10 protein-coding genes are annotated in these 14,783 nt (G+C 74.1%); 3 read left to right on the forward strand and 7 right to left on the reverse strand.

Going from position 1 to position 14,783, the window contains the following annotated elements; translation table 11 throughout:
• Positions 1-7: 7 nt before the first annotated feature.
• From ACFYVL_RS22865 to ftsE, 3 genes are all read right to left on the reverse strand, one after another.
• Positions 8-1,204 (reverse strand): S41 family peptidase, encoded by a 1,197-nt coding sequence (locus tag ACFYVL_RS22865; RefSeq protein WP_389247586.1) that lies wholly within the window; start codon positions 1,202-1,204, stop codon positions 8-10.
• A gap of 98 nt (positions 1,205-1,302) precedes the next feature.
• Complete coding sequence (ftsX, locus tag ACFYVL_RS22870; protein WP_389247588.1) at positions 1,303-2,223, reverse strand: permease-like cell division protein FtsX; 921 nt, start codon at positions 2,221-2,223, stop codon at positions 1,303-1,305.
• 10 nt (positions 2,224-2,233) lie between these two features.
• Positions 2,234-2,923, reverse strand: a complete 690-nt coding sequence (gene ftsE, locus ACFYVL_RS22875; RefSeq protein ID WP_266653284.1) for a cell division ATP-binding protein FtsE — start codon at positions 2,921-2,923, stop codon at positions 2,234-2,236.
• Positions 2,924-3,194: 271 nt separating this feature from the next.
• Here ftsE and ACFYVL_RS22880 point away from each other — a divergent pair, with 271 nt between their 5' ends.
• A complete protein-coding gene (locus tag ACFYVL_RS22880; RefSeq protein ID WP_389247590.1) occupies positions 3,195-3,389 on the forward strand; it encodes a hypothetical protein in 195 nt (64 codons plus the stop codon).
• A gap of 109 nt (positions 3,390-3,498) precedes the next feature.
• On the opposite strand, the gene ACFYVL_RS22885 is transcribed toward ACFYVL_RS22880, so the two are convergent.
• The 4 genes from ACFYVL_RS22885 to ACFYVL_RS22900 form a co-directional block, all read right to left on the reverse strand.
• Positions 3,499-4,293, reverse strand: a complete 795-nt coding sequence (locus ACFYVL_RS22885) for a hypothetical protein (protein ID WP_389247592.1) — start codon at positions 4,291-4,293, stop codon at positions 3,499-3,501.
• Between the two features lie 377 nt (positions 4,294-4,670).
• Complete coding sequence (gene prfB / locus ACFYVL_RS22890) at positions 4,671-5,777, reverse strand: peptide chain release factor 2 (protein ID WP_389247594.1); 1,107 nt, start codon at positions 5,775-5,777, stop codon at positions 4,671-4,673.
• Between the two features lie 145 nt (positions 5,778-5,922).
• Entirely contained in the window at positions 5,923-7,173 is a 1,251-nt protein-coding gene (locus ACFYVL_RS22895) for a serine/threonine-protein kinase (RefSeq protein WP_389247596.1), read from the reverse strand.
• Between the two features lie 155 nt (positions 7,174-7,328).
• Complete coding sequence (locus ACFYVL_RS22900) at positions 7,329-9,008, reverse strand: protein kinase (RefSeq protein WP_389247598.1); 1,680 nt, start codon at positions 9,006-9,008, stop codon at positions 7,329-7,331.
• Positions 9,009-9,462: 454 nt separating this feature from the next.
• Here ACFYVL_RS22900 and ACFYVL_RS22905 point away from each other — a divergent pair, with 454 nt between their 5' ends.
• Positions 9,463-13,125 carry an FHA domain-containing protein gene (locus tag ACFYVL_RS22905; RefSeq protein WP_389247600.1) on the forward strand — a complete coding sequence of 1,221 codons (3,663 nt, stop codon included), beginning with the start codon at positions 9,463-9,465 and terminating at the stop codon, positions 13,123-13,125.
• A 239-nt stretch (positions 13,126-13,364) separates the two neighbouring features.
• On the forward strand, positions 13,365-14,783 hold the full coding sequence (locus ACFYVL_RS22910) for an ABC transporter substrate-binding protein (protein WP_389247602.1): 1,419 nt from the start codon (positions 13,365-13,367) through the stop codon (positions 14,781-14,783).

Consider the following 14,783-nt stretch of genomic DNA (forward strand, 5'->3'; position numbering starts at 1 on the left):
TTTCGCACTACGAGCCCCCCTGAAGGCCACTCAATACTGTCTGCGCCCGCTCCTTGGCCCCCTGGGTGACGGCGAGGTCGGGGGTGATGCCCCGGCCGTCGAGGAGATGGCCCGCGGGAGTGCGGTAGTGGCCGACGGTCAGCTCGGCGACCGAGCCGTCCGCCAGGGTGCTCGGCTTCTGCACCGAGCCCTTGCCGAAGGTGCGCGAGCCGACCGTCAGGGCCCGGCCCCGGTCCTGGAGCGCGCCCACCGCCAGCTCGGCGGCGCTCATCGTCCCGCCGTCGACGAGCGCGACCACCGGTCTCGCGGTGTCCCCGCCCGGCTCCGCGTGCAGGGCCCGCTGTCTGCCCCGGTCGTCGTACGTCGCCACCAGTCCGCCGTCGAGGAAGGCCGAGACGGCGGTGACCGCCTCGCCCACCAGTCCGCCCGGGTTGCCCCGCAGGTCGAGCAGGATGCCCTTGCCCCGGGGGGCGGCGCGCACCGCGTCACGGACCCGGCCGCCGGTGCCCTTGGTGAACGAGGCGACCTTGATCAGCCGGGCGCCGTCGGGGAGGTCCTCGACGGTGACGGCCTCGGTGGCGAGGGTGGCCCGGCGCAGCTTCTCGGTCCACTCCCGGTCGCCGCGCCCGAGGCCGAGGGCCACCTGGGTGCCCGCCCGGTCCGCGGGCCGGCCGGCCCGGTCGCCGCGCAGCAGCGAGACGACCTCGGTGACGGGGCGGCCCTCCACGCGGTGGCCGTCGACGCTGCGCAGCCGGTCGCCGCGGCGCACTCCCGCCCTGGCCGCGGGCGAGCCCGGCTGGACCCTGGCCACGTCGACCCGGCCGTCGGCGCCCTGCTTGGCCCACAGGCCGACGCCGGTGTACTCGCCGTCCAGGGACTGCTCGAACTCCCGGTACTCCGCCGGGTCGTAGACCGCGCCCCAGCGGTCGCCGCTGCGGCTGACGGCCTCCTCGGCCGCCTCCTTGCCGGACTTGCCGTCGGCGACCGCCTCGGCGGCTGCCCTGGCGACGGCGTCCTCGGTGGCCTTGGCGGCGACGGTGGCCCGCGCGGGGGCGGGACGGGCGGCCGCGGCGGGGTCGGCGCCGTCGTCGTACGACCAGGAACCGGTCGCCGAGACGGTCGCCAGCGCGCCCGCGAGGACCAATGACAGGGCCGCCCCGCGGCACAGTCCGCGGGGCCGGACACCGAATTCCGGTCCAGGCATGGCGTGCAGTCTAGGACAAACACCGTGCCCCGTACGGCTTGTTGCCGTACGGGGCACGTGGGACGCGCGAGGCGTCGATCACAACGGGGCTGCCGCCGTCACACCTTCAGGTACTTGCGCAGGGCGAAGAAGGCGGCGAGCGCGGGCATCAGCAGACTGATCGCGAGCACCAGCGGGAGCTTGGTGAGGACCGCGTCCCAGCCGATGAACTGCACCAGCTCCATCTTGTCGGCGAGCGCGAGGCCGTGGTCGATCAGGAAGTACCGGCCCAGCACCAGCAGCACACAGGCGAGGGCGCCGCCGATGAGGCCGGCGACCGCGGCCTCCATGATGAAGGGCGCCTGGATGTAGAAGCTGGACGCGCCGACCAGGCGCATGATGCCGGTCTCCCGCCGTCTGCTGAACGCGGACACCCGGACGGTGTTCACGATCAGCATCAGCGCGATGACGAGCATCAGTCCCATCAGGAAGAGGGCGGCGATGTTCATGCCGTTCATCAGCTCGAAGAGCTGGTCGAGGATGCTGCGCTGGTCCTCGACGGACTGCACCCCGTCCCGGCCGGCGAAGGCGGTGGCCACCACCTTGTACTTCTGCGGGTCCTTGAGCTTGACGCGGAAGGACTCCTGCATCTGGTCCGGCGTGATGACGTTGGCCATCGGGGTGTCGCCGAACTGCTCCTTGTAGTGCTTGAACGCCTGGTCCGCGTTCTCGTAGAAGACGCTCTCGACGACGTCCATCTTCTTCAGGTCGGCCTCGACCTGCTTCTTCTGGTCGGCGGTGACCGCGCCCTTGCCGCACTGCGGGACGCCGGTCTCCGCGTCGTTCTTGTTGCAGAAGTAGATCGAGATGTTGACCTTGTCGTACCAGAAGCTCTTCATCTCGCTGACCTGGTTGCGCATCAGCAGAGCGCCGCCGAAGAGGGCGAGGGAGAGAGCCACGGAGACGATGACGGCAAAGGTCATCGTGAGATTCCGGCGGAGACCGACACCGATCTCCGACAGGACGAACTGGGCGCGCATCGGCGTCCTTTCAGTGCTGGTAGCCGTAGACGCCGCGAGACTGGTCGCGTACGAGACGGCCCTTCTCGAGTTCGATGACGCGCTTGCGCATCTGGTCGACGATCTGCTGGTCGTGGGTCGCCATCACCACAGTGGTGCCGGTGCGGTTGATGCGGTCCAGCAGCTTCATGATGCCGACGGAGGTCTGCGGGTCGAGGTTGCCGGTCGGCTCGTCCGCGATCAGCAGCATGGGGCGGTTGACGAAGGCCCGCGCGATGGCCACGCGCTGCTGCTCACCACCGGAGAGCTCGCCGGGCATCCGGTCCTCCTTGCCGCCGAGGCCGACCAGGTCGAGCACCTGGGGGACGGCCTTGCGGATCTCGCCCTTCGGCTTGCCGATGACCTCCTGCGCGAAGGCGACGTTCTCGGCGACCGTCTTGTTGGGCAGCAGCCGGAAGTCCTGGAAGACGGTGCCGAGCTGGCGGCGCATCTGCGGCACCTTCCAGTTGGACAGGCGCGCGAGGTCCTTGCCCAGGACGTGCACCTGGCCCTGGCTGGCGCGCTCCTCGCGCAGCAGCAGCCTCAGGAAGGTGGACTTGCCGGAGCCGGAGGAACCGACCAGGAAGACGAACTCGCCCTTCTCGACCTCCAGGGAGACGTCCCGCAGCGCGGGCCGGTTCTGCTTCGGGTAGGACTTGGACACGTTGTCGAATCGGATCACAGGTGCACCACGGTCGCCGGGGGTAGGTGAGCGTGACCATACGCGACCCGGCCACGACCTCGCAGGCTGCTGCCCACGGGTGAGGGGTTTGCTCCGGTTTGCCGGGGGCCTTGGGACCCGGGCCGCGCGAATGCGGCGCGCGGCTGGCACAGTGGAGGGGAACGGATGTGTTTCTCCAGGCGTTGTACGGAGCGAACGCGGGGAAAACGCGGGAGAACGATGCGTACGGCCCCGGGGCCGGCGTACGGCCTGTAGCCGAGGAGGAGAGCGCATGACCTATGACAGGTTGGTGTGCGCGAACTGCGCGGGGCCGGTGGCCGAGGGCCGCTGCCCCACGTGCCGGGCGAGCAGGCAGCGTCTGGAGCAGCAGGAGAGCCCCTTCGCCCAGCTGAGCCCGGCGGCACTGCTGGCGCTGCTGGTGGTCCTGGTGGCGGCGATGGCGCTGGTGGCGCACCAGGCCGCGTAGCGGCTTCCACGGGTACGAGGAACGGCAGGGACACGGAAGAGGGGCCCGGAGCGCCGATGTGCGCTCCGGGCCCCTCTTCGCGTGCGTGCGGTGCCCGCTGCGGCGTGCGTCAGGCCGCGCTGCCGCCGTTGCCGGTGAGGCGGGGCAGGAAGCGGAAGCCGATGCCGCCCGCGATCATCGTCGCGGCGCCGACCAGCAGGAGCGTGGTGTCGCCCGCGCCGGTCGCGGCCAGCTCGTCCTTGGGCTTGGCCTGCTCGACGGGACGGTTGGCGACGGAGTCGACGTCCGTGTTGTCGCCGGCGCCACCGCTCTGCCCGGTGTTGTTGTTGCCGCCCGTGGCGTCACCGGGGGTCGACGGGGTGCCGGTGGGCGGCTTCGTCGGGTCGGTGGGCGGCGTGGTCGGCGGCTTCGGATCGCTCGGGTCCGAGGGGTCCGTCGGGTCCGTGGGCGGCTTCGGGTCCGACGGGTCCGAGGGGTCCGTCGGGTCGGTCGGCGGCTTCGGGTCGCTCGGGTCCGAGGGGTCCGTCGGGTCGGTCGGCGGCTTCGGGTCCGACGGGTCCGAGGGATCCGTCGGGTCCGTGGGCGGCTTCGGGTCGGCCGGGTCCGCCGGGTCGGCGGGGTCCGCGGGATCGGCCGGGTCGGCCGGATCGGCGGGGTCCGCCGGGTCGGTCGGCGGCTTCGGGTCGGCCGGGTCCGCCGGGTCGGCGGGGTCCTTGCCCGGGTCGCCCGGGTCGGCCGCGTCGATCCCGGCCTTGACCTGGAGGGCGCCGGCGTCGACCTGCACGCCCGCACCCGTGTCGGGGCCGACGGCCTGGGCGACGCCCGCGGCGGTCAGCGACGCACCGGCGGCGATCACCGCTCCGGCGGCGATCCGCGCGACGCGGACCCGCATCTTGTTGGTCATCTGGTTGCTACCCCCAGTAGCTGAGCCCGCCCGTGGGCGGGCTCTTCGGCTGGCTCTACGAATTCGTGCGTCGATGGAGCAGCTATGCAGGGGCAACGGCCTTGGCGGGGATGTCAGTTCACGGGACCACTTCTCAAGAGGCCGCCTGCTCGCCCCCGTTCACACCCGCCCCAGACATACGCATGCTGCCCGCCACATTCCCCCAGGGTGAAGATTTACGTCAAGGTCGTTCCGACCGCGATGCCGCTTTTCCGATCACTTGCCCGCCCGATGTGCACAGCCCTGTGACATATCCGGGCCCGGGTTCCGGAACGGAAGAGCGCCGGAACCCCTCCGGGGTCCGGCGCTCACCTCTGCTCTGCGCGACGTCGTGCGCGTTACTTCTCCTGCTGCTTGCGCCAGCGGATGCCGGCCTCGAGGAAGCCGTCGATCTCGCCGTCGAGCACCGACTGCGGGTTGCCGACCTCGAACTCGGTGCGCAGGTCCTTGACCATCTGGTACGGGTGCAGGACGTATGAACGCATCTGGTTGCCCCAGGAGTTGCCGCCGTCGCCCTTGAGGGCGTCCATCGCGGCCTGCTCCTCCTGGCGGCGGCGCTCGAGGAGCTTCGCCTGGAGGACGTTCATGGCGCTCGCCTTGTTCTGGATCTGGGAGCGCTCGTTCTGGCAGGAGACGACGATGCCGGTCGGGATGTGCGTCAGGCGGACCGCGGAGTCGGTCGTGTTGACGCCCTGGCCGCCGGGGCCCGACGCGCGGTACACGTCGACGCGCAGCTCGGACTCGTCGATCTCGACGTGGTCGGTCTTCTCGACGACCGGGAGGACCTCGACACCGGCGAAGGACGTCTGGCGGCGGCCCTGGTTGTCGAACGGCGAGATGCGCACGAGGCGGTGGGTGCCCTGCTCGACGGAGAGCGTGCCGTAGGCGTACGGCGCCTTGACGACGAAGGTGGTCGACTTGATGCCGGCCTCCTCCGCGTACGACGTCTCGTAGACCTCGGTGGAGTAGTTGTGCCGCTCGGCCCAGCGCAGGTACATGCGCTGGAGGCGCTCGGCGAAGTCGGAGGCGTCCACGCCGCCGGCCTCGGCGCGGATGTTGACCAGCGCCTCGCGCTCGTCGTACTCGCCGGAGAGGAGGGTGCGGACCTCCATCTCCTCCAGCGCCTTGCGCACGGAGACCAGCTCGGTCTCGGCCTCGGCGAGCGCGTCCTCGTCGTCCTCGTCGGCGGCCAGCTCGAACATCACCGCGACGTCGTCGATCCGGCCGCGGAGCGTCTCGGTCTTGCGGAGCTCGGCCTGGAGGTGCGACAGCTTGCTGGTGATCTTCTGCGCGGCGTCCGGGTCGTCCCACAGGGACGGGGCCGCGGCCTGCTCTTCGAGCACGGCGATGTCGGCCCTCATCTTTTCGAGGTCCAGGACGGCCTCGATCGACCCCATGGTCGAGGAGAGGGACTTCAGCTCTTCGGATACATCGACGACTGCCACGGGACCAGCGTAACCGGTACGGGGTGGGGGCCGGGCCGGGAGGCCTTTTCCACCCGCCGGACGGCCCGGCCGGGCCCGGGGCCCGCCCGGCGCCGGGCGCTCGGGGGCCGGGCGCTCCGGGCCCGGCCCCGCGGGGTGCGGCGGGTCAGGGCCTGACCGGGGACGACTGGCTGGTGTCCGGGGCGGGCGGCTTCTCGTCCTCCGAGGAGGTGGCGGCCAGCCAGCCGCCCACGCCCACCGCGGCCAGCAGGGCGACCCCGGCCGTCGTCATGATCAGCCGGCGCCGGCGCAGCTCGGAGCGGTGGCGGGCGGAGCCGGGCCGCCGGTCCCCGGCGGTGCGGGGCACCCGGGCGGTGCCCAGCGGGCCGCCCGCCAGCTCGTCCGGTGCGGGCACCCGCATCGAGGTGTGCGTGTCCCGGTTGGAGTCGGCGGTGGAGCCGGGCACCAGCGGGACCGCGCCCCGGCGGGGCCGCGCGGGCTCGGCGCCCTGCCCGGCCTCCGTCTCGTACCCCGCCTGCTCGCCTGCGGCCGGGCTCTCGGCCTCGGGCTCGTCGACGTCCAGCGGCGGCATCCCGGCCAGCAGCGGCAGCTGTTCGCGCAGTCCGGCCGCGAGCTCGGAGGCCCGCAGCCGGGAGGCGGGCGCCTTCGCCAGGCATTGCACTATCAGCTGCCAGAGCTCCTCGGGGATCCCGGGCAGCGGGACGACGGTCTCGGTCACGTGGCGCCGCAGCACCGCGCCCGGGTGTCCGCCGCCGAACGGGGTGAAGCCCGCCAGCAGCTCGTACAGGACGGTGGCCAGCGCGTAGATGTCGACGGCGGCGCGCGGCGGCAGGCCCTCGACGATCTCGGGGGCCAGGTAGTCCGGGGTGCCGATGATCTTCGTGGCCTTGGTGCGGCGCGGGGTGTCGATCAGCTTGGCGACGCCGAAGTCGGTGAGCAGGGCGGGGTGCGCGCCGCCGGGGCCGAGCGGGCCCTGCATGTCGAGCAGGACGTTCTCGGGCTTGACGTCGCGGTGCACGATCTGGGCGGCGTGCGCGGCGGCGAGGCCGTCGGCGATGTCGATGGCGATGGCGACGGCCGCCTCGGGGGCCAGGCGGCGCTCGCGGTCGAGGCGGGTGCGCAGGTCGGTGCCCCGGACGAGGTCCATGACGAGCGCGAGGTCGTTGCCGTCGACGACCAGGTCGCGGACGGCGACCACGTGCGGGTGGTCCAGCTTGAGCAGGGCCGCGCGCTCCTGCACGAAGCGGCCGACGAGTTCCTGGTCGGAGGCCAGGTCCTCGCGCAGCATCTTGATGGCGACGGGCCCCTCGGGTCCCTCGCCGAGCCACACCGTGCCCGCGCTGCCGCGCCCCAGGATCTGGTGGGCGGTGTACCGGCTGCCGATTTTCCGTGCCAAGACTGCTCCCTCAGCGGCTGGCGTCGGCCCTCAAAGTACGCCGCCGACGGGGCGTTGCATGCCCAGGATGGCCCGTGCACGGCGTCATTCCGTACTTCTGGGGGCGAAATCCGTGTGGATTTCGCCCCCAGAAGTCGACATGTCTATGTGATCGCCTACGGTTTCGAGCCGCCGAGGTCCGCGAAGAAGTCCTTGATGCTGGTGAACACGTCGCCGATCTGGTCGAAGAAGCCCTTCGTGGTGCCGATCCACTCCTGAAGCGGGGTCAGCTCCCAGATCAGCCACGCTCCGACGAACAGCAGGAGCAGGGTGAACAGGCAGCCCTTGAGGCAGCCGAGGCCGGGGATCCGCATCGGGTTGGCGCTGCGGCGGCGCGGCTCGCGGGGCGGCCTGGGCTCGCGCGGGGCGGGCGCCTGCGGCTGCTGGGGCTGCTGCGGCGGCGGGGGCGCGTACCGCTGCTGGGGCTGGTGCTGCTGGTGCTGCGGCGCGTACTGCTGCTGCGGCGGCTGCTGACGCTGCGGCTGGTACTGCTGGCGCTGCGGCTGCGGGGGCTGCTGCTGACGCTGGGGCTGCTGGCGCTGCGGACGGCGGCGCAGCGGGTCCTGGCTCGGGTCCAGGTACTGCACGGAGGTCTGTTCGTTGCGGTCGCGGGCGGCGCGCAGCTGGTTCTGCCAGGGGTGCGGGTCCTCGGGGCCGGGGCCGGAGGGCGAGCCCGCGGGGGCGCCCGCCGGGTGCGGGGGCACCGGCGGCATCACGGCGGTCGGGTCGGCGGCGCCGCGCGGGCCACCGCCCTGGCCGTGCCCGCCGGGGGCGCCGGTGGAGGGCAGCACGCTGGTCGCGGCGGCCGGGTCGTACGATCCCGCGTTGCTCGGCAGCACCTGGGTCGGGTCGGCCGCGCCGGGGGTGTCGGGCACCGGCGCGGGCGACGGGTCGGGGGCGAGCAGCGCGCCGACCCCGAGCGCGGCCTCGACCTGCGCGGACGAGGAGTGCACGCCGATGCCGGCGGCGACCGTGCGCAGGGCGCGGGCCAGGTTCTCGGCGCTGGGGCGCTCGTCGGGCTCCTTGCGCAGGCAGCGCTCTATGACCGTCCACAGCGGCTCGGGGACGGTGGAGGGGCGGCGCGGCTCCTCGCTGAGGTGGCGGTGCAGCACCTCCAGCGCCGTGCCGCCGGCGAACGGGGGCCGTCCGGTGACAAGTTCGTACAGCAGGATGCCCGCGCCGTAGATGTCGACGGCGGAGGTCTGCGGGCGGCCCTCGGCGGACTCCGGCGCCACGTAGGCGGGCGTGCCGACGAACTCGTGGGTGCGGGTGAGGCCCGGGGAGTCCGCGAGGCGGGCGATGCCGAAGTCGGTGAGCATCGGCTTCATCGCGCCGTCGCGCTCGTCGACGAGTACGTTCGCGGGCTTGAGGTCGCGGTGCACCACGCCGTCCGCGTGGCTGGCCGCGAGCGCGTCGGCGATCTGCGCGGTGAGCAGGGCGGCGGCGACCGGGGTGAAGGGGCCGTTGTCGCGCAGGTAGCGGTGCAGGTCGGGGCCGTCGATCAGGTCCATGACGAGGGCGAGGAGATCGCCCTCGACGACGAGGTCGCGGGTGCGCACGATGTTGGGGTGCGTGAGGCGCAGGAGGACGGAGCGCTCGCGCAGGAAGCGCATCACCACGTCCGCGTCGTTCGCCAGCTCCTCCTTGAGGACCTTGATCGCGACGGTCTCCCCGGGCTGGCCCGCGACGGCCGCCTCGGCCCCCGCCGTCTCCCGCTGGCGGGCACGCCAGACGGTGCCGGTGGCGCCGCGTCCGAGCGGCTGCTCAAGGAGGTACTTACTGCCTACCGGCCGCACGTCATGACTCCCTGCTGGTCGGTGACTGACCCTGATCGGTGGTTCGTGGTTCCGGGTGCCCAACTGTAGTGCCGCCGAACGGGGCACAGGCCGGACGCGCTTCCGGGGGAAGACGCCGTGTTCGGACGGATGGTTGCCGCACGCGCGTGCGTGGTGCGTCACCGTTGTCCGACCATGCCCCAAGCAGGCACTTTTACGCCCACAGCCGACCATTCAAGATCACTTGGCAATGGGTGGCGGGCGGGTTGTCAGTGGCAGGTGCGAGGATGCCATCAGCACAGACCTCTGGGGTGGGCGAGGGCGGGTCAGTCCCTCAACACCCCACGGTGGGTGCCGACCTGTACCGGACGACGCGTCCGCGCCGGGTGGGGGGACATCGCGGGGCGGCAGCAGGACGGCTCCTCCCGGCGGCCCCTCCGCCGGGTTGCCGCGCGCAGAAGGGACCGCTGACGCGATGCAGATCCGGCTGACCGTCCTCGCGCCGCGCGGCGGCCAGAGCCGAGCGACGACACCGGGCGCCCCGGCACCGGGGGCTCCCGGCGCCGCCGCTGCCTGTGACGTGCTCGTCACCGCCCCGGCCGGGACCGCGCTGGCCGCGGTCGCCTCCGGGCTGGCCGCCGCCGTCCAGGGCCCCGGCCCGGAGACCACCGGCGCGGTGGTGGTGTACGCCGGGCGCGAGCGCCTGGACGCGCAGCGGTGCGCCCTCGGCGAGCCGCCGCTGGTGGACGGGGCGGTGCTCTCGCTCCAGTACCCGGCCGACGAGGACGCCCCCGAGCTGTCCGACCTGGCCCAGCTCCAGGTGGTCGCGGGTCCGGACGCGGGCGGGGTGCACCTGTTGCACGGCGGGCAGATCCGGGTCGGCCGCTCCGCCGACGCGGACGTGCCGCTGGACGACCCCGACGTGTCCCGGCTGCACTGCACGGTGACGCTCACCGAGGACGGCCGGGTCACCGTCGCCGACCTCGGCTCGACCAACGGCACCACGCTGGACGGCCGGGAGGTGGGCCCCCGCGAGGTGCGGCTGGCGCCGGGCGCGCTGCTGCGGGTCGGCGAGTCCGCCCTGCGCCTCGCGCAGCCGGGCGCCCAGGAGAGCGCGCTCGCCACCGCCGCGGACGGCGAGGGGCATCTGCGGGTGGCCCGTGCGGCGGCCGTGCCCGCGCCGGGACGCTTCGGGGGCAGCGCACCGCACCACAAGGTGAGCGGCCGGGCGGCGGGCGGCGCCGCGGGCCCGCAGAGCGCGTACGGGACGGTGCCCGCGCAGGGCTCGCCGCCGGACCTCCGCGACGGGACGCCCGCCGCCGGACCCGCGGGGGCCGCCCCGTACACGGGCACGCGGGTCGAGTCCGGCGCGGCTCCCGGGTACGGCGCCACCGGCCACGCCCCGCCCGCGCCGCATCCGGCCGCGCCCGGACCCGGCGCGGACCGGAGCCCCTTCGCCGGGGCCGCGGACCGCACGCACGGGGCGGGCCGGGTCGTCGACACGGGCGGCCGGGGCGCCGGGCCGGACGGCCGGGACGCGGGCGGCGCGCCCGGGACGGCCGGTGGCCGGGACGCCGAGCGCCGGGAGGAGCCCCGGCGGCGCGGCGGCATAGGGGGCTGGGCCCGTCGGCTCACCGGAGGGCGCGGCGAGAGCACCCACGCGTACGCGGGCGAGGACACGACCGCGTCGCCGCACGGCGGACCGGACCACTCCGCTTCCCCGTCCGGGTCCGGGCCTTCCGGCGCGTGGCCCCCGGCGGGCGGGGCAGCCGGTGCCGCGTCCGGGGCAGGCCCGCTGGGCGACATCGCCCGCGGCGCTCCGGCCGGTCCCTCCGACCCCTGGCCCGACGCGGCGGCGCTGCTGCTCACCGCGCTCCAGCCGGGCCCCCGGCTGTGGGAGCGCGGTCCCTCGCACCCCGAGTCGCTGGTGCTGCGGCTGGGCACCGCGGACCGGACCGCGCCCGACGGCGTGGGGCTGCTGCCCGCGGTGCCGGTGACGGTGGGACTGCGCGAGGCGGGTTCGCTGGGGCTCGCCGGGCCGCGCGCCCGGCTGGCCGGACTGGCGCGTTCCGTGGTGGCGCAGCTCGCCGCCCTGCACTCCCCCACCGATCTCGAAATCGTGCTGATCAGCGCGGACCGCGCGCGCCCCGCCGAGGAGCGGACCCGGGAGTGGGGCTGGCTCGGCTGGCTGCCGCACCTGCGGCCCGCGCACGGCCAGGACTGCCGGCTGCTGCTCGCCTACGACCGCGACCAGGCGTCCGCGCGGGTGGCCGAGCTGCTGCGGCGCACCGAGGAGGGGCTGCTGGAGGCGGACGCCCCGCGCACCGTGGTGATCGTCGACGGCGATCCGGGTTCGGCGAGCCTGCGCGAGGCGACCGCCCGGCTCGCCGCGCACGGCTCGGCGCACGGCATCCATCTGCTCGTTCTGGCCGAGACGGCCGCCGCCTCCCCGCTCTCCCCGGTGGAGGCGACGTACGGCGCGGCCTGTTCGGTGGCGCCCGCCTTCCGGGAGTGCGGGGCGGCGGCGCTGCTGAGCGGCGATGTCGCCACGGCGGTGCGGGTGCTGCGCACGGCGGGCGGGCAGAGCGCCGGGCACGGCACGCTGGCCTCGGTGGACGCGGTGTCGGCGGCGTGGGCCGAGCGGTTCGCGCGGGCGCTGGCCCCGCTGCGCACGGACGCCGCCGAGAGCGGGGGCGGCTCGGGCCCCGGTGGTACGCCGCTGGCGGGCCGGCCGGGTCGGCTGTCCGCCGCCGCGCTGCCCACCGTGTCGCGGCTGCTGGACGAGCTGGGGCTGGCCAGGGCGACCCCGGCGTCCCTGATGGCCCGTTGGGCCGCCGCCGCGGACGACGACCAGGCACCCGGCGCCACGCGCGCCTGGGCGGTGCTCGGGGCGGGTCCGCGCGGCCCGGTCTGCGCGGACCTGGCGACCGACGGGCCGCATCTGCTGATCGAGGGCCCCGCGGGCAGCGGTCGTACGGAACTGCTGCGCTCGGCGGCGGCCTCGCTGTCGGCGGCGGCCCGCCCGGACCGGCTCGGCCTGATCCTGCTCGACGGGGCGGGCGGCGAGCGCGGCGAGGGGCTGCGCGCCTGTACCGAGCTGCCGCACGTGTCGACCCATCTGGTGGCCTCGGACCCGGTGCGGATGCGCGAGTTCGCGCAGGCGCTGGGCGCGGAGCTGAAGCGCCGCGACGAACTGCTGGGCACGCTGGACTTCGCGGACTGGCACGCGGGCCGGGCCGGAAGCACCGCAGTCGCGGTGTCCGACGGGCCCGGGTCCGCCGGCTCCGCCGACGAGGTCGCCGAGCGGCTGGTGGCCCAGCGCCGCGCCCCGGCGCCGGAGTCCCGCCGGGCGGACATCCCCGGCAGCCGGAGCGCGAGTGTCCCCACGGGCGGCGGCACCGGCTCGGCGGGTGCCGCGCCCGCCGTGCCCGGCAGCGAGCACGGCGGGTACGCCGGTACCCACGCCACCGTCCCCGGCGCCCGCGGCGAGACCCGCTCCGACGTCGAGGCCCCCGGCACCGGCACCCTGCGGCTGCGCCCCGCCGCGGCCCGGGAGCGGGAGCGGCAGGCGGCGGCCCAGTCGGCCGGCGGGCCCTCGCCGCTGCCCCGGCTGGTGGTCCTCGTGGACGACCTGGACGCCCTGGTCGCCCCCGCGCTCGGCAGCCCGGGGCGGCCCTCGGCGGGTTCCGTCGTACGGGCGCTGGAGGCGGTGGCCCGGCACGGCGAGCGGCTCGGGGTGCATCTGGTGGCGTCCACGGCCCGCCCCGACCGGACCGCCGACACCGAACTGGCGAGGGGGGAGCGGCTGCTGCGGGTGGTGCTGGACCCGCCGCCCGCCGCGCCCGCGCCGGAGGAGCCCGCTCCGGGGCGTGGCCGGCTGCTGCACCCGGACGGTTCGGTGACCCCGTTCCAGGGCGGCCGGGTCACCGGGCGCATCCCGCGCACGGCCACCCAGCGGCCCACCGTGGTGCCGCTGGAGTGGGAGCGGATGGGTGATCCGCCGACCCGCCGCCCGGTGCGCGAGCTGGGCAACGGGCCGACCGACCTCGCCCTGCTGGCGAGCGCCCTCGACCGGGCCGCCCGCACCGTCAACGCCGTACCGCTGACGCCGCTGAACACGCCGCAGGAGGCCCGCTGAGACGGGCCCCCGCCGTGTGCCGGACCGCCGCACACACCCGTACATGTCCTGACTCGACGTCACGAGGCCATCACAAAAGCCGAGTTGACAGCGAAGGCACTATTGCGAGCCTTCAGCGCCGGGCGTAGGACTGACCCCAGTGAGGTCAACGGGCAAGTAGGAAGCGGCGGTCGGGCCGGTCGGTGCGCGCACGGATGGCGGGTCCGTGTCCGTCCGCGCACGGGAGAGACGGGGCAGACATGCACACAACTCTTCGACGGCGGAGGAAGACCGGCCCGGACGGCAGGGGCAGCGGCCGGGCGGCCGCCGGGGGCGGCCGGGTTCTCCTCGCCGTCGCCGCGGCGGGGGCACTGGTCCTCACCGGCTGCGGCGGCAACGACAAGCCGGACGCCAAGACCTCGGGATCGGCCCCGGGCACCCAGTCGCCCGCCGAGTCCCTCCAACTGCCCAAGCTGGACGGTGAGAAGCTCCAGGTCATCGCGGTGTGGACGGGGGCCGAGGCGGAGAACTTCAAGAAGGCGCTCAAGGAGTTCGAGAGCCGTACCGGGGCGACGGTGACGTACGTGCCGACGCAGGACGCCATGCTCACCTACCTCGGCTCGAAGATATCCGGCGGCACTCCCCCGGACGTCGCGCTCCTCCAGCAGCCGGGGGCGCTCAAGCAGGCCGTGGCGAACAAGTGGCTCAAACCGGTCGACGCCGCCACCCAGGCCCAGCTGGACAAGAACTACACCAAGGGCTGGAAGGACATCGCGGCGGTCGGCGGAACCCAGTACGGCGTGTACTACAAGGCCGCCAACAAGTCGCTGGTCTGGTACAACACCAAGATCTTCGAGAACGCGGGCGCGAGCGAGGCGAAGACCTGGAAGGACTTCCTCGGCACCGCCGAACTGATCTCCCAGTCGGGCACCACCCCGGTCTCGGTGGGCGGCGCGGACGGCTGGACGCTCACCGACTGGTTCGAGAACGTCTATCTCTCGCAGGCGGGACCGGAGAAGTACGACAAGCTCGCCAAGCACGAGATCAAGTGGACGGACCCGTCGGTGACGGCCGCCCTGACCACCCTGGCCCAGCTGTTCGGCAAGGAGAACTACCTGGTCGGCGGCACGAAGGGCGCGGTCAGCACCCCGTTCACCAAGTCCGTCGAACAGACCTTCACCGGCGGTGAGTCGGCGAAGGGCGCGATGGTCTTCGAGGGCGACTTCGTGGCGGTCAACATCGAGCAGACGAAGGCGAAGCTGGGCACGGACGCCAAGGTGTTCCCGTTCCCGGTGGTCGGCGCGACGACCCCGGTGGTGACCGGCGGCGACGTCGCGGTGGCGCTGAAGGACACCAAGGCGGCGAAGGCGCTGATGACCTTCCTGGCCTCCACCGACGCCGCGAAGATCTCGGCGGGCGCGGGCGGCTTCATCTCGCCGAACAAGTCCGTGGACTTGTCGGCGTACCCCAACGACACGATGCGCGGCATCGCGAAGGCCCTGATCGGTGCAGGCGACAACTTCCGCTTCGACATGTCGGACCAGGCGCCGCAGTCGTTCGGCGGCACGCCGGGCAAGGGCGAGTGGAAGATCCTTCAGGACTTCGTCCGCAACCCGAAGGACATCGCGGGCACGCAGGCCAAGCTGGAGGCCGCGGCTGCCGCGGCGTACCAGAACTGA

Source organism: Streptomyces sp. NPDC004111, from assembly GCF_042874215.1.
Classification (GTDB): Bacteria; Actinomycetota; Actinomycetes; order Streptomycetales; family Streptomycetaceae; genus Streptomyces.

Excerpts from the sequence above, each read along its gene's own strand:
- ACFYVL_RS22865 (WP_389247586.1), bottom strand. The coding sequence starts at position 1,204 with ATGCCTGGACCGGAATTCGGTGTCCGGCCCCGCGGACTGTGCCGCGGG.
- ftsX (WP_389247588.1), bottom strand. The coding sequence starts at position 2,223 with ATGCGCGCCCAGTTCGTCCTGTCGGAGATCGGTGTCGGTCTCCGCCGG.
- ACFYVL_RS22880 (WP_389247590.1), top strand. The coding sequence starts at position 3,195 with ATGACCTATGACAGGTTGGTGTGCGCGAACTGCGCGGGGCCGGTGGCC.
- ACFYVL_RS22885 (WP_389247592.1), bottom strand. The coding sequence starts at position 4,293 with ATGACCAACAAGATGCGGGTCCGCGTCGCGCGGATCGCCGCCGGAGCG.
- ACFYVL_RS22905 (WP_389247600.1), top strand. The coding sequence starts at position 9,463 with ATGCAGATCCGGCTGACCGTCCTCGCGCCGCGCGGCGGCCAGAGCCGA.
- ACFYVL_RS22910 (WP_389247602.1), top strand. The coding sequence starts at position 13,365 with ATGCACACAACTCTTCGACGGCGGAGGAAGACCGGCCCGGACGGCAGG.